The following is a 20,628-nucleotide window of genomic DNA, read 5'->3' as shown; positions in this document are numbered from 1 at the left end:
CCCATTCCCGGAATGCACCTTCTGTTTTTAAAATCCTACGACTTGTCTTGTTCTCGGTATACTCGGTTCCTCCCCGATCATCCCATAAGATCTGAGCGTTGCAATCTTTTCCATATCTTCTTCATTGATCTCAAAATCAAAAACATCTGCATTTCCCCTGATACGCTCCATGCTGGACGCTTTCGGCAGCGGGACCACACCTTTTTGCATGATCCAGCGAATACAAATCTGCGCCACAGTACGGTCGTATTTTACGGCCATTTCTTTTAACAGCTCTCTTTTAAATGCCTGTCCCTGAATCAGCGGACTCCAAGCCTCCGGCACGATCTGGTTTTCTTTGCAGTAAGCGGCCATCTCTTCCTGAGGATGCTGCGGGTGAAGCTGCACCTGATTGACCATTGGCATGATCTTTGCATGGTTCTTTAATATTTCCAGATGTTCGATCATAAAATTGCTGACACCGATGGCTCTGATCTTACCCGCCTCATAAAGCTCCTCAAAAGCTCTCCATGTGTCAAGGATATCCTGCTCATAGTCGTCCTTATGCTCGATCACAACCGGCCAGTGAATGAGGTAAAGATCCAGATAGTCAAGGCCTAAATGTTCCAGTGTTTTATCAAATGATTTCTTTGCCTTTTCATATCCATGGTCTGCATTGGGAAGCTTGCTCGTAATAAACAGTTCTTCCCTGGGCACTCCGCTCTCGCGGATTCCTTTTCCTACACCTGCCTCATTGGCATATGCAGCTGCCCCGTCTATATGGCGGTAACCAGCCTGAATCGCCATTTTCACACTCTCACAAACCACATCGTCTGGGGACTTCCAGGTCCCAAAGCCAATACATGGAATTTTTACTCCATTTCTCAGCGTATATCCATCCTGTAAACTGTTCATGACTCATTCCTCCCTCAGGCTGTCCAAATATTTCCTGATATTTTTCTCGTATCCATTCTCTGTTGGTTCATAAAATACGGTTCCCATGAGTTCATCCGGAAGATACTGCTGTTTGACATAATGTCCCGGATAATCATGGGCATACCGGTATCCGATCCCCCGTCCCAGTTTGGACGCCCCTTTGTAACTGGCATCTCTCAGATGGTTTGGAACCATCCCGTTTTTTCTCTTTCTGACGGCCTCCAATGCCTGGTTCACAGCCATATAAGCCGCATTGCTCTTAGGCGCCCCCGCCACATAGGTCACCGCCTGTGCAAGAATGATCCTGGCTTCCGGAAGTCCGACCCTCTCCACAGCTAAAGATGCCGCGACCGCAACCTGCAGAGCCTGCGGGTCCGCGTTCCCCACATCTTCCGAAGCGCAGATCATGATCCTCCGGGAAATAAAGGTAACACTCTCTCCGGCATCGATCATCCTGGCCAGATAGTAAACTGCCGCATCGGGATCCGATCCCCTCATGCTCTTAATAAATGCAGAGATAATATCATAGTGGTTGTCCCCGCCCTTGTCATACCGCATGACCCGCTTCTGGATGCACTCCTGGGCCACGCCGATGTCAATCACGATCTGTCCGTTTTCTCCCGGTTCTGTGGTGAGGATTCCAAGTTCAATGGCATTCAGGGCACTCCTCGCATCGCCCTCGGCCATGTCTGCCAAAAAGTCCAGGGCTTCATCCGTAACCTTGGCCTGATAGATCCCCATGCCCTTCTCGTCGTCGGTCACGGCTCTGACCAGCAGTTTTTTAATGTCCTCTGCCTCCAGAGACTTGAGTTCAAAAACGTTGGATCTTGAGATGAGCGCCTGGTTTACTTCAAAGTAAGGGTTTTCCGTTGTGGCCCCGATCAGGATGATTGTCCCGTCCTCTACAAAAGGCAGCAAAAAATCTTGTTGGGCTTTGTTAAACCTGTGGATCTCATCGATGAACAGAATCGTTTTTTTCTGGAACATCCCCAGTGCTTCTTTGGCCTCCTTCACGGCTTCCTGCATTTCCTTCTTGCCGGAGGTAGTGGCATTCATCTGCACAAAATTGGCCTGGGTTGTCTGGGCAATGACTTTTGCTAACGTCGTCTTCCCAGTACCCGGCGGCCCGTAAAAAATGATCGAGCTGAGTTTATCTGCCTGAATGGCCCGATAAAGCAGCTTGTCCTTTCCTATGATATGCTCCTGTCCCACGACTTCATCGAGGTTTTCAGGCCGCATCCTGCCGGCCAGCGGAGCTTCTTTCCTTCCGTTTTTCTGTCTTGCATAATCAAATAAATCCATATCTCCTCCTTTTTGGTAATCTTAACATAGGGGCCGATGAAAATCCACGCAAAATTAAGACTTTTTTTAGAAATAAGTCATGATTTTATATACACGATTTGATATAATGTCACTAGTATATTGATAAGAAACAATAAACCAAAACTGCGTATTGGAGTTATTATGGGTAAAATATTAGTAGAAAAGCTTTCTTACACTGAAGTCAGCAAAAATATCAGTCAGACAGAATACGAAAAGATACAGGAGGAATACCTGCTGTCCAGGTCTCCTGAAAAATACATGATCAGCATGCCCGTAAGAGTATTGATGTTTGAGGGGCTGGAGAGAGAACCGAATATCCGTTACTATATTTATGAGGAAGACCACACAAACTTTTTTTTCATTCAGAATCAGACCAGCGGACATGTGGTCCATAAGACAAAGTTTTCCCTGACACAGGAAGAAGTAGAAAAAATGCTCAGCGGAGATTATCAGTTCCTGCTGGACAGTGAAGAGCCGGCGATGAATTCTTTGTATTTCCAGTTCACCATCAATAAGCTCCATCCTACTTATAAAAAGGAATGTACCAGGAAGATCTTTCACCAGAATCGTTTTTTAGATATCGTAATTGATATTTCCATTAAAAGGACACCGTTTGAGGGCTCTGACTTTTTTACTCCGCAAAAATTATACGCTCAGAAAAAATCTTCGCTCAGGTGTCATACAAGACAGTATCTGACACTTTCAAAACCGATATCCTCCCTGCTGAAGTACAATGAACAGCTCCTACATAATCAGACGGGAAATGTCAATGCCGGCCGCTGACCCATAAAAGCGCTGCCTTCTTTGGTATACCGTATCTTAAATACAAAAGCAATTCACCCCTGAATTGCTTTTGTATTTTTTTTAATCTTCTTGTATTTTCCACGGGTCGCCATGCCGCCCCGTATGTGCCGCTCCGATTTGTTGAGATCCAGTACCTCTCTGGCCCTCCTGGCCAGGGACTGATTGATCTTTTCCAATCGTTCCGTCACATCTTTATGTACGGTAGATTTAGAGATTCCGAACACTTTGGCAGTTTGTCTGACTGTGGCTTTTTTATCTACGATATAATTGCCGACTTCTACCGCGCGTTCTTCAATGTACTCTTTCATAAAAATCCCCTGCATTCTCTGTTTTTACAGTGTATGCAGGGGCTCTAAGGCTTATTCCTTGATTTCGCCGGCTATTGCACAAGACTCAGAGCTAAGGCCGGATACTCACATAAAACACGATACATGGTAAATGGTAACTCATTTCCTATCACTTATACACGATCCGATTCAAAATGGTCAAAAAACCTGCCAGTTGAAGTGCCGGACGATTGATATCTGCCAGTTCTACCGTCCTGTCCGTCAGATCAATATCCAGATTTCTTTTAATTTTACCGTCACTATGTCTCCTTAACTGTTATATATCTCTTTATTTAGTTCCTTTTCTTTTGAATTTATAATTACATTTGCCGCAGCGTCTCCTACTACATTCAATGTAATTACCGCCATTCCCGGAGGATAGTTCATCGCCAGAACCAACGCATATCCTATCATGCAAAGTTCCGAATTGAATCCCAGTCCATTCAATACCGCGAATACCATCGTAGTCCCGGCAACCGGAATCGCCGGAGTCCCCATCGATGTAGAAATAGAGAGAAATGCCGCAAGCACAAGGTGAGCCGGTGTGACATCAAGCCCTGCCGAGGTTGCAATAAATGTAATTGCCATCATGTGCATGACGGTAGTTCCATTCATATTTATTGTCATACCCGTAGGCAATACAAAGTTTGAAATCTCCTCACTGCATCCAAGCTCCTCGACACAAGTCTTTTTGTTCAAAGGGAGGGTAGCCGCTGAAGACTGTGTCGCCGCTGCAAAAAGTCCTACTTTTAATACCTTCCGGATAAATGTCAGTGGATTTAACCCTGTAGTAAACCAAACTCCCAATGGGTAGATCGTAAATACAAGCAGAATACAAATAAAAATTGTCGATACAATCCATGCCAGTGCAGGCCGAAGATACTCTACCCCATAAGTTGCAAAGGTTCTGCTAATCATACAGAAGATTGCAATGGGACTGATCTTATTAATCAGAAATTCCATGTACACACGAATCATCTCATTCAGACTCTCCAAAACCTTTTTAACGGGTTCTGACTGCTTTCTGAGTGCATTCATGGTAAGTCCGATGATAACCGCAATCACTACAACTGCAAGAATGCTCGTGTTGGTCGTAAATACAGAAAAGATATTATTCGGCACTGCATTTACTATGGTTGTGAGCGGATTGTAAGAATCCATTGTTGCCAGATTCGATGTGTCCGCAGTGGGCAGCTGAACGGAAAACCAACCAAGTGTTTTAACCATGTATGCAAAACAGCCTCCCAAAAATGCTCCAACCACATAAAATGATATAAAGCAAAAAAGTGTCTTTCCGAAAATTTCCCCCAGTTTCCGCGGATTTGTCATACTGCACAGTGACAAGCTGAGTGATACCAGCACCAGTGGCACAATTGCCAATTGTAATCCATTCATAAACAACTGGCTTATAATGTAAAAAATACCGATTGACTTAAATCCGTCATCCTTTGTAATATCGTTAAAAAAGATTTTGTTAATTATATCCCAAACCTGCCCCATACCATTCGCATTCAAATACTCACGTAACAGCAGGAAGAGAATTCCCACACCAATGCCCCCAAACAATGCAATGGCCATTTTTTTCATAATGGACATTGGTTTCCTGTCCTGTCGCTTTCCCATCAAATTCCTCCGTTCTCCATGAACCATAAAAGGACCCTTGCGCATGTATCCCGTCTGAGATATAACATCCACAAGAGTCCTCTGCTTACACCGAAACACCTATATCCACGTTCCGGATGCTTCTTTCTAATATATAAGCTTGATATCGTTCTCTTTGCAAAATTCCGCCCATCTGTCGTCTGGTCTGCGATCGGTAACCAGATAATCAATCTGATCCCATGACGCCAAATGCGCAAAAGCCGTTTTATCAAATTTGGAGTGATCCACGAAAAGCGCGACCTCATTTGCCTGTTTAATCATAACCTTCTTTGCTTCCGCTTCCGTCTCTTTAGAATCCATCACACCCTTTTCTATGTCAATTCCCTTACAGCTGATTAACAGAATATCCACATGATAATTGCGAATATTTTCTCTTGCTGTCTTTCCCTGCAAAGACAAGGTACTGCGGTTAAAGACTCCGCCGGTTAAAATGATGTTGATATCAGTGCTTGCCAGCTCTGCCGGCATGGCTGTTGAAGTTGTAAGTATCGTAATATCACGGCTGTTCTTCACCCTTTTGACAACTTCCATCACAGAGGTGCTCGCATCTGCGGCAATCGTACTTTTACCTCTTAAAATCGGTTCAAATACTGTTGCCATCCTCCGTTTCTCTTCTATATGGATTCCCGCTCTTTGATAAAAATGAATGCCTTCTCGTTGATTTTCAACATTCAGAACTGCACCGCCAAAGGTGCGGTTCAAAACCCCTTTGTTCTCTAATTTTTCCAAGTCGCGTCTGATCGTCTCCTCCATCACGCCAAATGATGTACTCAATTCGGACACAATCACCTTTTTTTCTGTCTGAATCATTTTTTTGATCAATTCAAGCCTATCCTTTGCTGCCACTAACTCACTCCCCTTCTCTATACCATCTCCGCTATTTCACTTGGAAATAATTATATCACATCTTATGTTGAAATCAAAGATTACTCTTTTAATTTCAACATTTAAAGGAGTATTACTTGCTATTTTCTTTATTTATCAATTTTCTCTGCCATATCACGCATAATCTGTACATCTTTTGGATCTAATTCTAACTCTGCTGATTTTACATTTTCTTGAATCTGCTCCACAGTTGTAGATCCGCTCAGCAGATTCAAGAAGTCTCCCTGTGCAAGAATCCAGCTAAGTGCCAGATTCGCGATAGTGCAGTTGTATTTTTCACAGAGCGGTCTCCACTCATCCATCATGTCCATAGCATCCTGCATGTGATCCGGCTGGAACCATTTCTTCGGAATCTGTGCGCCTACTGGCTGGTAATCTCTCGGCATTGTCCCTGAGAGCAGTCCCATCTCAAGTGGTGAATACGCCTGAATCGTCACTCCATTTTCACGGCAGCAAGGAATGATTTCTTCTTCAATACCACGGTCAAGAATTGAGTATTTTGCCTGCACAATATCAAGCTGCCCCCATTTCAGGTATTCTTCGATATGGCGGATATCCACATTGGCTGCACCGATTGCTTTAATCTTTCCCTGTGCCTTCAATTCATTTAACACATCCATGGTCTTTTGAATCGGCACGTAATATTCGCTTCCTTCTATTGCCTGCCAGTGTGTCATATAAACATCCACATAATCTGTTCCCAGACGTTCCAAAGATGCTTCAATTTCTTTCTTTACAGACGCACTGTTTAAGTTCTTGTAAAGCTGAACTCCGTTTACCTTGTTAAAAAGGTCGCCTTTCATCTCCTGATCCCATGTGACACCACATTTTGTAATAACGACTACTTCATTCCGGTTCATTCCTTCCAAAGCTTTTCCGAGGATTTTCTCGCTGTTGCCGAAGTTATATCCCGGTGCGGTATCAATCAGATTTACACCAGCCTTGGGAGCCTCTCTGATAGTGTCTACCACAACCTGAATATCGTGGTCTCCGCCCCATGCCGAGCCTCCGCCGATTGACCATGTTCCGAGACCGATCCTTGAAATATCAATTCCTGTCTTACCAAGCTTCATTGTTTTCATACTTTTTTGTTCCTTTCTTGTCTATAGAGCCCCTGCACACAATACTGCATGTACTACGCTCCATAATCTTTACGATACCTTGTAAACATTTCTTCCACAATCGCTCTGTCCTTTACTCCGCCGGTGGCGCCAACATATTGGACCGAAACCGCTGCAGTGCAGTTTGCATAGGCGGCACATTCCCGAAGCGTCTTGCCCTCCAGCAATGCTGTGATAAATCCAGATGCAAAATTATCTCCTGCTCCGATTGTATCAATCGCCGTCACTCCCTTGGCCGCCGGAACAATCACAGACCCTTCTGAATTGCGAATATAACATCCCCGCTTTCCTATCTTCATAACAACGTTTTTAACACCGCATCCATACAGGATATCGGCTACTTCATTTTCCTTGACCGCTCCCGTCATCTCACTTGCCTCTTCAAAATTGGGGAAGAAGTAATCTACATAGCTCAGTGCCTCGCGAATGTCATTTAAGGTTTCATTCACCTTCGGCATCACCATATCCGCACAAATTGTCATTCCTTCCTTCTTTGCCTTTGAAAAGACTGAGACAAGCGCCTTGTTGTCAAATAAGGGATTATTGAAAATACTTGCAAATGAAAGAATCTTTGCGTCCTTTAATGCAGACATATCCAGATCTTCATAGCAGAATTTCCATAAGCTTCCCTGCCGATTTGTAATAAATGTTCTTTCTCCGTCTTCCGCTACAAGCCCTACGTTAATAGAGGTATCTTTGGTCGGATCCTGCTTGATATAGGTTGTATCAATACCGTTTGTCTTACAGTGATCCATGACAAACCACCCCGGCAGGTCTACCCCAACACAGCTCATCAGTCCCACCTTATGTCCTAATCGAGTGATAATTGTCGCTTCATTAATCGCATCGCCCCCGATGGTCATCTTAATCCCGTCCACCGGATAAGATACTACATCAAATACTTCCTTCCCCACCGGCCTGAGGGGCAGGTCTACAAGCGCTGCGCCAATAATAATTACGTCTAGTTTCTTATCCACTTTATTCATCAGCCCTTCCGTCGTCACCAAACAGTTTAATCTTATACATTGCACGTTCTTTAACTGCTTTTCTCACTTCACGCTGAACTGCCAGGAATGGCTCATCCTTATGTGCATTGACTGCCTCCATCGCTGCCTGACAGAGTTCTGTGTGAATATTTATTTTAGAAATACCGAGTGAAATTGCCTTTTTGATATCCTCGTCTCCAATACCTGAAGCGCCATGAAGTACAAGCGGCACATCTACTGCTTTGGCAACCTCTTCCAGAATATCAAATGCAAGTTCCGGTTCGGAGGTGTATACCCCATGCACGTTTCCAATGGCAACTGCCAGAGAATCACATCCTGTTCTCTCGACAAAATCTTTTGCCATCTTCGGGTCAGTATAATGATAATCTGACAATGCCTCTTCGTAGACAGTCTCATTTCCTACGTGTCCAAGTTCTGCCTCCACCGGGATGTTATATGCATGGAAATAATCTACACATCTTTTAATCTCCGCCACATTCTCCTCATATGGGAGAGCAGACGCATCACGCATTACAGAATTCATGCAATGGTTCACCGCATTCTGAAGGATCGTCATATTGCGGCCGTGATCCCAATGCATAATTACAGGAATTGTTGCATTTTTTGCCATAGATTCCATCATGTAGCAGAAGTCCTCGAAGGAAGTATTTCCAACAAACCCTGTACCGAAAGAAATAATAATCGGCGCACGGAGCTCTTCTGCCGCGTCAATTACTCCCATCAGCATCTCCGCATTCCATACATTAAAATGAGGAATTGCATAATGTCCTCCTTTTGCTTTTTTTTCCCAATATCTGATATCTGAAATCATATTCTTCTCCTTTTCTTATTCAGAAATTTTCACAACACCTTTTACTATATCGGCTTTTTTCACCGGGTCGATGGCTTCCATAAATGCCTTTTGAACGTCTTTATATTCGTAAATATTTGTTACCATATCTTTTACATTAAACTTCCCGGTTGCAATCGCTTCGATAGTCTGCGGGAAATTGTTACAGTACCGAAAGGAAGTCTGAATTGTCACTTCCCGGTTAATTTTTAAAAAGTCAATCGGAACCGGCTGGGACTGTGTTCCAACCATCATAATTTTCCCGCCACGCGCTACCATTTGTACCGCCTGATTGGTTGTAAATGCAGAGCCTGCTGCCTCAAACACCAAATCCACACCATGATCTCCATATAATTCCTTTGATCGAATTGCCGCAACGGTATCTTCCTCTTTCCCGTTTATAACTCTCTTGGCGCCAAGCCTTTTAGCAAGGTCAAGACGTTTTTGAATCACATCTACTACAGTGATATCTGTAACACCCAGACTTAAGCAGGCCTGAAGTACCATAAGTCCGATTGCTCCGCCCCCGAGAATCACAACGCTTTTTCCAGTCTGTGCACCTCCTAAAATTGCCGCGTGCATACCGACTGCCGCCGGTTCTACCAGAGCTCCTTCCAATGTAGACATCTCCTCCGGAATATGATAAGTCCATTCTTCCGGATGAGTCATGTACTGTGTCAGCGCCCCTTTATAGTTAGGTTGTGTCGCCATAAAATCAACCTTCGGGCAAATATTGTAACGGCCGGTTCTGCAATATTCACATGTATCATCCGGCACTCCGGGCTCAATCAGCACTTTATCTCCCACTTTAAACTTCGTAACTTTTGCACCAACGCCCACGACTTCACCAGCCACCTCATGTCCAAGTCCGATTTTCTGATTTGGATCCTTCGGTGGGATAAACGGTCCGAATTCAAATCCATGAATGTCTGACCCGCACATTCCCACATATTCCACCTTCATCAAAATCTCATTTTCTTTCGGCTCGGGCATCGGGCACTCCTGAATCTCAAATTGTTTCGGTGTCACTAAAATTGCTTCTGAATTCTGCATAATAGAACCTCCTTCATCTGTCTGTCAGTCAACGTTTCCGATATCTTCTACCGATTCTCCTCTCGTCTCAATGCCGAGGAACAAGATAGCTACAGCAATGATTACCGCAACAATGGAGATGAGAACGAACACACCATTTGCTCCGATTGTACTGGCAACATATGTTACAAGGAAGGGGAAGAAAATGTTACTCACACGTCCCATGGCATTACTAAAACCAGATCCAGAAAGCTTTGCAGATGTCGGCCACATCTCCGGCACATATACTGCGGATGCATAACATACATACATATAAATTGCTGTGTTAAGCAGGAATGTCCAAATGATCAGCCCGCTCATTGAAGACTGCTGCCCTGTAATAATTCCGAATACAGCCATAATTGCCAGCAGTGCAACTCCCATTGCCTTTCTTGGAATCTTATCCATAATTAATGACGCAATGAATATTCCAAAGGGTGCTCCAAAAAGGCCAAACATTGTCATAAACTGTGACTGTGATGTATCAAATCCCATAGAGGAAAGCATGGACGGCATCCAGTTCATCAATGTATATTGAATGGTATTCATACCAATCAGTACAAGTGAACCTACAATCGTTCTTCTTAAAAGCTTTCCTTTAAATAATGCCGAATACGGAAGTTGTTTCACCGGCTTTGGCCCCTCTGTCACTTCCGGGAGCGGTTTGCCTGTCGCTGCTTCAATCTCTTTTTCAATCTTTGTTACAATTTCATCTGCCTCCTCAACTCTCCCCTGTGATTCCAGCCATCTTGGTGATTCCGGAAACTTCTTATACACTAGGATACTTGCGATGATAGAAAGTACAGATGGAATCATAAACTGAATTCTCCAGTTCAACGCATAACTTGCCACAATAGAACCGACAAGCAGCGCGATACCATTACAGACAGGGTGCGCCCAGTTTCCAATAAAGGAAGTACGGCTTGACCATGTACCACGGTTTCTTCCAGGTACATACTCTGTGAATCCGGCAAATAAAACAACTAACAACGCTCCCAGTCCGAGACCCTGAATCAGTCTGAACACATAGAGTACGTATACATTTGGTGACAGCGCGCCTCCGATCATTGCGATAATATGTACTATTTCATATAAAAGAATAGATTTCTTACGTCCAATCTTATCTCCGATCGGGCCCCCGATTAATGCTCCAAATAACTGCCCCGCCGTATAAATGGTTCCCCACATGGCAAGCAGTCTGGAACCCGGCTCCAGCCAATGAATCTCATTTAACAGGATGTTTTGTACTGCGCCGCCGATACCGTTTGACCAGCAAACCAGCAGTGCAAAGGCTGTTACCAGCCACATTTTAATATGCCATGATGAGTTAGGCAGACGATCCAGCCTTGCTCCAATATTTGCATTCTTTTTATTCATATTCTATTTCCTTTCGGTAAAATATCAGCTTTTTCATATAGCATCTCTTCGTGACTACAAAATTTCTTCGTCACATCTGGCGTCCCTGAGCTCCCTCTCGAGATCTTCTTCCATAATATCCCACGCCTTTTTAAAATCTTTGTCATTATTCCAAAGCGCCGGAGGTCCCATCACTACAAGATCCGTCCCTGCCTCATATAACGGCCGGTATAAACTTTTGTTCATGGAACCATCTGCCTCAATCAGGAAGTGGAGGCCTCGTTCCTTTCGCATCTGCGCCAGTCGCTTGATCTTAACATACATCTGAGAGTCAACTGGTTGTCCAGCGATACCAGGATCCACAATCATAATTGTCACCTTATCCAATAGCGGGAGATAATATTCAATTGTTGACAACGGAACAGATGGGCTAAGTGCAACACCGGCTTTGCAGCCCAACGCTTTAATCTTATGAATTGTCACAAACGCATCTCCTTCGATACAATCTGTGTGAGGTGTAATGTATGTCGCGCCCGCCCTGGCAAATACCTCAAGATACTGCTGTGGACGCTTTACCATCAGATGCGCATCCATCGGCTTTAGCTGATCTATGTGCCGGTTTAAGTAATCCAGATAATCCGGTCCGATTCCATAACTTGGCACATAGACTCCGTCCTTGATATCCATATGCAAAAAGTCTGAGTGTTGATTGATTATTTCCATCTGTTCTTTCACATGAAACAAATCACAGCACCCTACCGATGGCGCAATCATTAATTTTCTCTTCATAACCTCTTCCTTAAATACTTTGTTACGCTTCTCTATTAGTCCTCATAATCATAAGTAATAATTACTTTGATTGCTTCCTTGTCTGCCATAGCCTGGAATCCCTTTTCCCACTCAGAAAGTCCAATTCTGTGTGTAATCATCGGTTTTACTTTGATAGCACCTGACTGCAGAAGGCGAAGCGCATTTCTCCAAGAAGTAGAATCATATGCCATATGTCCAATGATGCTCTTATTCCAGGATGTAATGTCGTTAATAGAAAACTCTAACGGTTTGAATCCCATACCAACGCGGACAATCTCTGCATTTGCTCTTGTCATTTCAATTGCCTGCTTAAGTGCAATATTGGCGCCGGAGCATTCAATCACCAGTCCAAGGTTCTCTTTACCGCAGATTTCCTGACAACGTTCTACTACGTTTTCCCTGGACCCATTCACACAATGTGTAGCGCCTAATTCTTTTGCAACACCAAAGCGTACCTTTGTATCCTCCTCTAGGCCTACCATTACAATGTTCACCGCCCCCATAATGCGCGCAATCTGAACGGAAAATAAGCCAAGCGGGCCTGTTCCAAATACTACAACATCCTGTCCTGGAAGAAGATGCGCCTGCTGTGCAATAGCTTTGTAGGCATTACAAATTGGGTCAAGCACTGCCGCTTCTTCATATTCAATACCTTCTGGAATCTTCCATATTGCATGTTTGTGGATTCTCAAAATCTCTCCTGGAATCTTACAATATTTCGAAAAACCTCCACCCCATGTATTGTTATCTAAACCTAGATTTATTTTTTCTTCACAACAAAGGAAATCGCCATTCTCACACGCCGGACATACACCACAAACATGGGCACTATTGTCAGATACGATTCTCTGTCCAACTTTCCAATCTTTCACCTCTGAACCAATCTTAATAATCTCTCCGGCAAATTCATGTCCGCGAATGGAATTGAATTGATCAGATCCATTTTCAACCTTATAATGTTTCATATCCGCACCGCAAATTGCAGCGGCTTTCACCTCGATGATAATATCCTCCGGTCCACATTCCGGTTCCGGAACATCAATCATTCTGTATCCTCCAAATTCTTTTCCATATCTTGCTAATGCTTTCATCGCTTTTCCTCCAAATTATGAATCTCATTGTTAACTGGTTTCGGCCGAAAACAAATGTTTCATTCTTCATTTGTTATGGTTTCATCTTATCATCACTTTTTCTGTATTCCAAGCATTTTATGTTGTTTTTCAAAGATTTTGTTACTGTTTTCCAAATTATTTTCTGTTTTTTATACATTTTCACCGAAGATAGAAAGCTTATCATCCTTTTAACCAGTGACTATCTTTTTCATAATATAAATGTTCTTTATATTTGAGAACAACAAAAATAGGCGTTCATTATTGAACGCCTACGCCAAATTCTTATCACAACACTTGTACGATCATCTATGGCCAATATTTTTTCTTTATAGTACTGAATTTAAGCAGCCCGCTATTCTCAGAACCTGTTTCAATCGCAGTTCATATGAAATGCCTGTACCTTTATAATTTCCGGACACATATATATTCCGGATACGCCCCTAGCTTAAATACATTTCCGTTCAGACTTCCTATAATTCTTGATATATAGATTCCGCGTCCAGTACGTGGAACGGTCTGGTCTGATGGTCTCCTCTGGCACCCGCAGTCACCAGTATATACTCCTTTCCGCTTATATTGACCCAGCTTGCCAGGCAGAGTCCCGCTTCTTTTGTATATCCTGTCTTTCCGCCGAGAAACCTTCCATTCTTTGGCTTCAGCTGGTCTTTATAATCTGTCAGGGTACTGCGCAGAAGAAGTCCCTCAGGATGCTTTTGAGTGGCTTCCGTCCGGTACTGCATCGCCTCAAATACCTTTCTGAACCGTGGGTTTTCCAATGCGTACCGGAGAAGGATCATCAGATCTTCCGCTGTTGAAACATGCTGCGGGTCATGCAGGCCGGTTGAATTCACAAAATTTGTATGTTTCATTCCGATCTCCTTTGCCTTCTGATTCATCAGCACGGCAAACTTTTCTTCACTTCCTGCCAGATACTTTGCCAGCCCGAGACAGCACTCCGCTCCTGACGGCAGCATCGCTCCATAATAAAGATCTTTTAATTTCACTTTCTCCCCCGGCAGAAATCCTGCCATCGAGGCATGTCTTTGGGCCAGAGACTGAAAAATATCCTGGCTCAGCAAGATTTCCCTGTCGTCATTTGAAACAGATTCCACAGCCAGCAGAACCGTCATAATCTTTGTTAAAGAGGCAGGATATATTTTCTGGTTTCCCTGTTTATTCATCAGGATCTTACCCGTTTTTTGTTCTGCCAGAATCACAAAATTGCTGTAGATCTTTTGATCTGAGACCTGTCTTAAATTTGATACCTCCCTGAAAACAGCGCCCCCAAATGGAATATCCTCAGGAAAACAATATCCGCCTTTTACCCACAATACCGCGGCAAGGATGATGATCAACATCCAAACTCTTTTTCTTTTCATTCTAGTCCCTCCTGTTTTATCTTTTCAGTTTGTCTTTCTAATTTTCAGTATAAAGATAAATAAAAGAGCCGTGATAAAAAAACCTTGTATTGGGCATCATCCTGCCTCAAATAAAACAGAGACAAACGTTTGGGCCAAATGGCCGACGTTTGCCTCCGCTTCTTACAGTGTGCTGCTTAAAAGCAGATCAGCTTATCTTTTGGCTGTGTTCCCTGTTCTATGCGCAGTGCCTTTAGAACCGGGCCCTGCTTTCCTCCGTACGTTTTATGGTTTTCCATACTGATTTTTGCCGTCAGCACGGCCCAGGAACCATCCTGTACTTTTTTGATCGTAGAAGACTTGACATGATTCATTTGACAGATGAAACCGATAAATGTAATATCGTCCTCACAGCAGGTCATGGCAGACCGGCCCGGCAGAATCAGTCCGGCAGGGATTCCATAAGGCCTCCTGACAAACACATTGGAAAGCTCCACCACTTTGCCCATATAGACATTGGGCCGTTCCAAAACGTCAATGTACCAGATCCCAAAATCATCCTCTTCCACCCTGATGATCTCCGCCTCCGGATCGTATGGGAGCATCTCATTCAGCTCAAATTCCTTTCCGTCCGCCCGTTCAAATCCTACCTGCGCTCTTCGGTTTACTGCCTTAATACTCCTTCTATAGGAAGACGCATTGGTTTCATCAGTACAGCGGTTGAAAATAACCATATCTGCCATCTTGAACATTTCCACCATCAGTGAGCGCATATTTTTCAAATACAGCTCTGCAGTGGATGCATCCACCGTGACAATGATCTGATACAATTCCATATCCGTCTCATCGATCACGTCCATGACATCCTCGATCTGATACATTCCATTGTATTCGATCATAATACGGTCCGGATGATAATTCTTCTCACAGTTTTCCACAAAGGCCGGAGTAAAGTCTTCTATATCCTCCACCTGCAGGACAAAAGAATTACTTTCCCTGAGAAAGCTTTCTTCGTATTCTTCCTCCCCTTCTTCAAAAGAAAGAATCATCGTGCGCTCACCGTCTGCAAAATATTCCTGGTTCAAAGTATCTTTTATAAAAGAAGTTTTGCCGCTCTCTAAAAATCCCCATATCAGGTAAACCGGCATTTCCATAGTTTTTACCTCCCTATTCAAGCCCAAAAAGAGCCTGGATCTTTTCCGTGTCCAGATCTGAGCCGATAACACAGATTCTTCCGGTATAATCTGCTTCTCCCTCACGGACTTCATACTCACCCGGTACCAGGTCAAAGTGCAGCCATGTATGATCCGGCCCTTCTACGATGCCTTTTGCCCGCAGGATCGTTCCATAACAGTCTGTTCCCGATAAATCTTTCAAAATCTGCTCCATTGCTTCTTTTTCGTATTTCTTCGGAGTTTCCGCTCCCCAGCTTGTAAACACCTCATCGGCATGGTGATGGTGTTCCTCCCCATGGCTGTGGTGGTGTCCGCATTCCGGACAGATCTCCTCTTCTTCAAGAAGTTCCATTTCCAGCTGGTTTCCTTCCTCCATTACGGCGAGTATCTTCTCTCCGTCAAGTTCTTCCCACGGTGTTGTGATCACGGCTGCTTTCTGATTATGCTCCCTGATCAATTCCACTGCCTGTCCGAGTTTCTCTTCCGGCATCTGTGCCGTTCTGCTCAATATGACGGTGCCTGAGTATTCCACCTGATTATTGTAAAATTCTCCGAAATTCTTCATATACATTTTACACTTTTTCGCATCTGCCACCGTGACAAAACTGTTTAGGGTAAGAGAGCAGTTCTCTGTTTCCTTCTGCACAGCTTTGATCACATCGGACAGTTTCCCAACGCCGGACGGCTCGATGATGATGCGGTCCGGAGCATACTGTGAAACCACTTCTCTGAGCGCCGTTCCAAAGTCTCCTACCAGAGAACAGCAGATACATCCGGAATTCATCTCCGTCACCTGAATCCCGGCCTCTTTTAAAAATCCGCCGTCGATGCCGATTTCACCGAATTCATTTTCGATCAGGACAACCTTTTCCTGTCCCAGAGCCTCTTTTAAAAGCTTCTTGATCAGCGTTGTCTTGCCTGCTCCTAAAAATCCTGAAATGATATCTATTTTTGTCATAAATCTTACTTCCTTTCTTTGGATGATTGCATCCTGCGGCCGGGTCACATATAATTTATTTATACCACAGTATTTTTTTATTGTACTACTTTTTGAAAATATTTCAAACATCCCGAATGCGCGGTTTTTGTCCTGAACGTAATTAATTCTTAAAACTTCACGTTCTGTCCGCGGTATCACAGGATATTTTTAAGACATTTTTGTTTTCTTCTCTTATAGTAGTTCCTGTATAGGAATCAAAAGAGATCAGGCAATTAGAAAGGAGTTTTATGTTAGAAATCATTCTCTGCGATGATGATCCTTTTATTTTAAAAATCATCAGAGAACAGGTAGAACATATTTTATCAGAGTCCATCTCTGAGGGCCGGATTGCATGTGTTGCCTCCGGCTATCAGGAACTGTTTCTTTTTTTAAAGAAACATCCCGGTGAATATCTTTTCTTTCTGGATCTGGACTTTGGAAGCAATGAATTTAATGGAATTGATATTGCAAAACAGGTCAAAAAAAGTTTTCCCGGTTCAAAGATCGTATTTGTGACGAACCACTATGAACTGGCACTTAAAGTACTGAAATCTGGAGTGGAGCCTTTTGGCTTTATCGAAAAAACCACAGACATTATGAAGATGAACCAGTGCTGTTATCAGTATATCTATCTGGCCCAAAAAAGCTTTCCTCCAGATGAATCAGAGAAGGATACGGAAACTGTCACTTTAAAAATCGGCACCGACGAGGAGCTGTCACTTCCCAAAGCCGATATCCTGTATGTGGAGGCAGTCAAGACGAAGTCCCACTGTATCTGCTATCATACAGTGAACGGTTCTTCCATTACAGTCCGTGAAACGATCGACCATGCACTTGAGACTTTAGGAGAGGGATTTATGAAGAGCCACCGCTCCGTTATTGTCCAGAAGTGCCATATGATCAGTCTCTCTGACGGAATGGTCAAGTTTATCAATGGGGATACGGTCCCCTGTTCCTTCCGGCAGAGAAATGAAATAAAAGGAGTCATCTATGGAAAGCAAAGCTAAAAAGATCATGTGGCTGCTTTATCCTGCAGCCATGGGGGTGATATGGTACACACAGTTTCCAAGAATACTGTCAATGACTGGTACTACGGTTATGCAGTACTTCGTGATGAGCCTTGTTTCTGTTCTGTCTATCGCCATTTTAAATCTGCTGCGCTTTCGGCTCCCTGATTATCTGCTGCTATTTTCTGTAATCTTCATGGTCGTGTCGAAAACGTACTTTATTGAAGGATTTTCAGATTTCCTGATCTTCTTTCTGATCTTCGGCATCGGCTACTACAGAAAAGAGCTTCAGAAAGGCAAAGTTTTGTTTTCATGGATCACATTTATCCTGTATGTAGCAAACCGTATGTTTCTTCGGAACATTTATGACTCTTTTAAAGATTTTTATTTCCGCTATGCAAACGGACTGCAGACTGAATATCTGGTCAAAGCAGGGATCTTTGTCCTTCTTTCCGCTGCTGTGGTGTTATTGGACACACTGTTTATCTTTCTGATAAAAAAAATTTTCGGGAAATATCTCTTCAAAATTTCAGTGCTGGAAAAGTCATATCCGAAGATCGCCCGCAATTTTATTCTATGTACCATTTGTTTGTTTTTACTGGCTCTGATTTTTCAATATCAGCTTTCCACGTTCATGACGCTTTTTTATACGGCGAATTATCTTGAATTTTATAATCAGATCATGAATTGTATTGATACGATAACGCTCTGTGTCATGCTGATTCAGATCATCATCCTGGCGACCCTTCTTATGTTTTCCAAATATCGTTTTACCATTGACGCAAAACGGCGCTATGAGGAAAACCTGCTTTTGTACAGCAATGATCTGGAGAAAAATCTGACCGAGATCAGAAATTTAAAGCATGATATGAAAAATATCCTTTTTACACTGGGCCATCTAATTGAGAACAGCCATGATGAACCTCTGAAAAAATATTTTAAACAAACCGTCAATCCTTATTTTCAGGATGAGCTTAAGAAAAATGATTTATATGCCCAGCTGCAGCAGGCAGACGATGAACAGCTCAGAGCTTTTCTATATTATAAAATCTCTGCCGGCTTTCAGGAGCACTTAGACATCCGCCTGTCGTTCGACGGTGTCTTTAAAGAAAGTCTGATCACAGATAACATTGATTTTCTGGACTTTATCCGCATTTTGGGGATTTTCCTCGACAATGCCATGGAGGAAGCTGCTCTTACCATGGACAAACAGATCGACATCCGGTTCGTCTCAAATAAAGATATGTATGAAGCTGTCATCTCCAACTCTGTCCGGAGGGAGAAGGACGTAGTGCCCGGCTTGTCAGATAAAGGACTGGGCCGGGGCAATGGGCTGATGATTGTCCATAAGATACTGGAAACCTATCCTAACATTATTTTAAACACCTATACAAACAACGGGAAATTCATCCAGCACCTTGAAATTACCAGTTCTGAATGATTCCGTTTTGCCTGATCTCCACACATAGCAAAGGAGATCACTATGAACAAACAAAGACAAACAAAAACAAACAAATATTTCAAACGATTTTTCTGGGCAGTATTTATATTTTATCTGTTGATTTTGATAAAGATCGTTCTGTTAAAAGATACGGACCTCTCTGCTCTTCCAAAGTTTTTGACCGGTGAAAAAAAGGGATTCCGTTCATTCAACCTTATTCCTTTTCAGACCTTTCTTAATTTTTCCCGCATTGCAGGGAACGGAAATTTTTTGTGGAGCATATCAAATCTTTTGGGAAACAGCCTGATTTTCCTTCCTTTTGGTTATCTTCTTGCTCTGTTGAAAAGCCCGAAAATTTCTAAGCGAAAGATTCTGTTCCTGTCGGCTCTTTTAAGTCTCTTCTTTGAGACCAGCCAATATGTTTTTTATCTTGGATCTGCCGACATTGACGACCTGCTCCTGAATGTGCTCGGCGCTGCCGCGGGGATTCTCTGCTTCCATATTCTAACGGCATTGTGCAGGAAAGATCTTCACCGGATCTATCTTATCAGTCTCATCCTTGGATTCCTTTCGTTTGTCGGAGCGGGTGTGATCGCCTATGCGGAATTCGGGAACCGCCTGGGCCTCGTGCATTATAAAAGTACTGTCATAGGCGGGGAGGACATACCAAAAAGAGAGCCTGATTACACTGGTTACTTTATTTCCGGAAGTAACAGAAAGCTCCGCTGTACCAGCGACACAGATGAGGCATTCGGCGATCCTTCTGTCATAAATATCACCCCTGCTACAAAAATCTTCCACTTAAGCTATGAAAAAGAGAAGACCAGCTTTCATCAGATCAATACTGTCTATAAGCGATACAGCTTATCTCAGCTGAAATCTGTGAAAAAACATTCCAAAGTTTCTGTCTGGTTTTCTAAAAACGACAGGAATGCGGATATCATTGTTCTGTCCGACCCTGTCAATACAGACAGCGAGAGCGTCAAGACAGATGGGCCTTCCGAAGAAAAGAAAGAACTGAACGGTACTGTCATTAGTCTGGGAAAAGGAACATTTACGATCAGCAAGATCAACACTTATGATGACAAGAAAAACGGCGGACAAATTGCTGAAAGCACTAATATTCATATCACAGTAAAATACAAAAAGGATCTGAAGATTACCGTCTGTGATGCCTATGATCAGGGAACAAAAACCAGCTACCGGAAAGGCAGCTTAAAGGACTTGAAAAAGGACCGCAGCGTTCTTCTGAAAGGAACCGTCAAAGATAAAATATTTTACGCGGAATCTGTTACCGTGTATATTTTCCACAAATAACGTTTTCTGGCTTCATGCGTCAGCTGACTTTCGTTAGATCGTGGCCTGGGCGTCTCTAACAGCATTCTTTTTCATAGAATGTTTTTAGAAAACGCTCAGGTATTTTATATTCAGAGGGGGATTGCCTATG

General features: G+C 43.3%; 19 protein-coding genes. 4 read left to right on the top strand and 15 right to left on the bottom strand.

All coding sequences use genetic code 11. The annotated features are described in order from the left end of the window. Positions 1 to 27: 27 nt before the first annotated feature. Together QGT46_RS06515 and QGT46_RS06510 are read right to left on the bottom strand one after the other, a co-directional pair. Positions 28 to 894 (bottom strand): aldo/keto reductase, encoded by an 867-nt coding sequence (locus QGT46_RS06515; RefSeq protein WP_148458722.1) that lies wholly within the window; start codon positions 892 to 894, stop codon positions 28 to 30. A 3-nt stretch (positions 895 to 897) separates the two neighbouring features. After that, positions 898 to 2,217 carry a replication-associated recombination protein A gene (locus QGT46_RS06510; protein ID WP_148458723.1) on the bottom strand — a complete coding sequence of 440 codons (1,320 nt, stop codon included), beginning with the start codon at positions 2,215 to 2,217 and terminating at the stop codon, positions 898 to 900. Positions 2,218 to 2,379: 162 nt separating this feature from the next. Here QGT46_RS06510 and QGT46_RS06505 point away from each other — a divergent pair, with 162 nt between their 5' ends. Beyond that, the gene (locus QGT46_RS06505; protein WP_024726698.1) at positions 2,380 to 3,021 is read left to right on the top strand and encodes a hypothetical protein; all 642 of its coding nucleotides are present in this window, start codon (positions 2,380 to 2,382) and stop codon (positions 3,019 to 3,021) included. A gap of 53 nt (positions 3,022 to 3,074) precedes the next feature. Here QGT46_RS06505 and spoIIID read toward each other — a convergent pair whose 3' ends face one another. From spoIIID to QGT46_RS06440, 13 genes are all read right to left on the bottom strand, one after another. Beyond that, a complete protein-coding gene (gene spoIIID / locus QGT46_RS06500) occupies positions 3,075 to 3,350 on the bottom strand; it encodes a sporulation transcriptional regulator SpoIIID (RefSeq protein WP_301590051.1) in 276 nt (91 codons plus the stop codon). A gap of 288 nt (positions 3,351 to 3,638) precedes the next feature. Next, entirely contained in the window at positions 3,639 to 4,991 is a 1,353-nt protein-coding gene (locus QGT46_RS06495; RefSeq protein WP_024726696.1) for a dicarboxylate/amino acid:cation symporter, read from the bottom strand. A gap of 126 nt (positions 4,992 to 5,117) precedes the next feature. Next, positions 5,118 to 5,876 carry a DeoR/GlpR family DNA-binding transcription regulator gene (locus QGT46_RS06490; protein WP_301590049.1) on the bottom strand — a complete coding sequence of 253 codons (759 nt, stop codon included), beginning with the start codon at positions 5,874 to 5,876 and terminating at the stop codon, positions 5,118 to 5,120. Positions 5,877 to 6,004: 128 nt separating this feature from the next. Next, positions 6,005 to 6,997, bottom strand: a complete 993-nt coding sequence (gene ydjG, locus QGT46_RS06485; protein WP_148458725.1) for an aldo/keto reductase — start codon at positions 6,995 to 6,997, stop codon at positions 6,005 to 6,007. A gap of 53 nt (positions 6,998 to 7,050) precedes the next feature. Beyond that, positions 7,051 to 8,022 carry a carbohydrate kinase family protein gene (locus QGT46_RS06480; protein ID WP_148458726.1) on the bottom strand — a complete coding sequence of 324 codons (972 nt, stop codon included), beginning with the start codon at positions 8,020 to 8,022 and terminating at the stop codon, positions 7,051 to 7,053. Beyond that, on the bottom strand, positions 8,015 to 8,854 hold the full coding sequence (locus tag QGT46_RS06475) for a class II fructose-bisphosphate aldolase (protein WP_148458727.1): 840 nt from the start codon (positions 8,852 to 8,854) through the stop codon (positions 8,015 to 8,017). The genes QGT46_RS06480 and QGT46_RS06475 overlap by 8 nt, the downstream gene beginning before the upstream one ends. A gap of 15 nt (positions 8,855 to 8,869) precedes the next feature. After that, positions 8,870 to 9,925 (bottom strand): NAD(P)-dependent alcohol dehydrogenase, encoded by a 1,056-nt coding sequence (locus tag QGT46_RS06470; RefSeq protein WP_148458728.1) that lies wholly within the window; start codon positions 9,923 to 9,925, stop codon positions 8,870 to 8,872. A gap of 24 nt (positions 9,926 to 9,949) precedes the next feature. Further along, positions 9,950 to 11,320 carry an MFS transporter gene (locus QGT46_RS06465; RefSeq protein ID WP_024726690.1) on the bottom strand — a complete coding sequence of 457 codons (1,371 nt, stop codon included), beginning with the start codon at positions 11,318 to 11,320 and terminating at the stop codon, positions 9,950 to 9,952. A gap of 54 nt (positions 11,321 to 11,374) precedes the next feature. Beyond that, complete coding sequence (locus QGT46_RS06460; protein WP_024726689.1) at positions 11,375 to 12,088, bottom strand: ribulose-phosphate 3-epimerase; 714 nt, start codon at positions 12,086 to 12,088, stop codon at positions 11,375 to 11,377. Between the two features lie 35 nt (positions 12,089 to 12,123). Then, on the bottom strand, positions 12,124 to 13,200 hold the full coding sequence (locus QGT46_RS06455) for a zinc-binding dehydrogenase (RefSeq protein WP_024726688.1): 1,077 nt from the start codon (positions 13,198 to 13,200) through the stop codon (positions 12,124 to 12,126). A 491-nt stretch (positions 13,201 to 13,691) separates the two neighbouring features. Continuing rightward, the gene (locus tag QGT46_RS06450; RefSeq protein WP_148458729.1) at positions 13,692 to 14,600 is read right to left on the bottom strand and encodes a D-alanyl-D-alanine carboxypeptidase family protein; all 909 of its coding nucleotides are present in this window, start codon (positions 14,598 to 14,600) and stop codon (positions 13,692 to 13,694) included. Between the two features lie 176 nt (positions 14,601 to 14,776). After that, entirely contained in the window at positions 14,777 to 15,733 is a 957-nt protein-coding gene (locus tag QGT46_RS06445) for a GTP-binding protein (protein ID WP_148458730.1), read from the bottom strand. A gap of 13 nt (positions 15,734 to 15,746) precedes the next feature. Then, positions 15,747 to 16,712, bottom strand: a complete 966-nt coding sequence (locus tag QGT46_RS06440) for a CobW family GTP-binding protein (RefSeq protein WP_024726685.1) — start codon at positions 16,710 to 16,712, stop codon at positions 15,747 to 15,749. A gap of 269 nt (positions 16,713 to 16,981) precedes the next feature. Between QGT46_RS06440 and QGT46_RS06435 the strand changes: the two genes are divergently transcribed. From QGT46_RS06435 to QGT46_RS06425, 3 genes are read left to right on the top strand one after another with little or no spacing between them, the layout of a single operon-like run. Continuing rightward, positions 16,982 to 17,740 carry a LytR/AlgR family response regulator transcription factor gene (locus QGT46_RS06435; protein ID WP_024726684.1) on the top strand — a complete coding sequence of 253 codons (759 nt, stop codon included), beginning with the start codon at positions 16,982 to 16,984 and terminating at the stop codon, positions 17,738 to 17,740. Then, positions 17,724 to 19,181 carry a GHKL domain-containing protein gene (locus tag QGT46_RS06430; RefSeq protein ID WP_148458731.1) on the top strand — a complete coding sequence of 486 codons (1,458 nt, stop codon included), beginning with the start codon at positions 17,724 to 17,726 and terminating at the stop codon, positions 19,179 to 19,181. Before QGT46_RS06435 ends, QGT46_RS06430 begins: the two co-directional genes overlap by 17 nt. 42 nt (positions 19,182 to 19,223) lie before the next feature. Next, positions 19,224 to 20,498, top strand: a complete 1,275-nt coding sequence (locus QGT46_RS06425) for a VanZ family protein (RefSeq protein ID WP_148458732.1) — start codon at positions 19,224 to 19,226, stop codon at positions 20,496 to 20,498. The last annotated feature ends 130 nt before the right edge of the window (positions 20,499 to 20,628 follow it).

Source organism: Anaerostipes faecis (assembly GCF_910574135.1).
Taxonomy (GTDB): Bacteria; Bacillota; Clostridia; order Lachnospirales; family Lachnospiraceae; genus Anaerostipes; species Anaerostipes hominis.
This window is presented reverse-complemented; position numbering and strand designations above follow the sequence as displayed.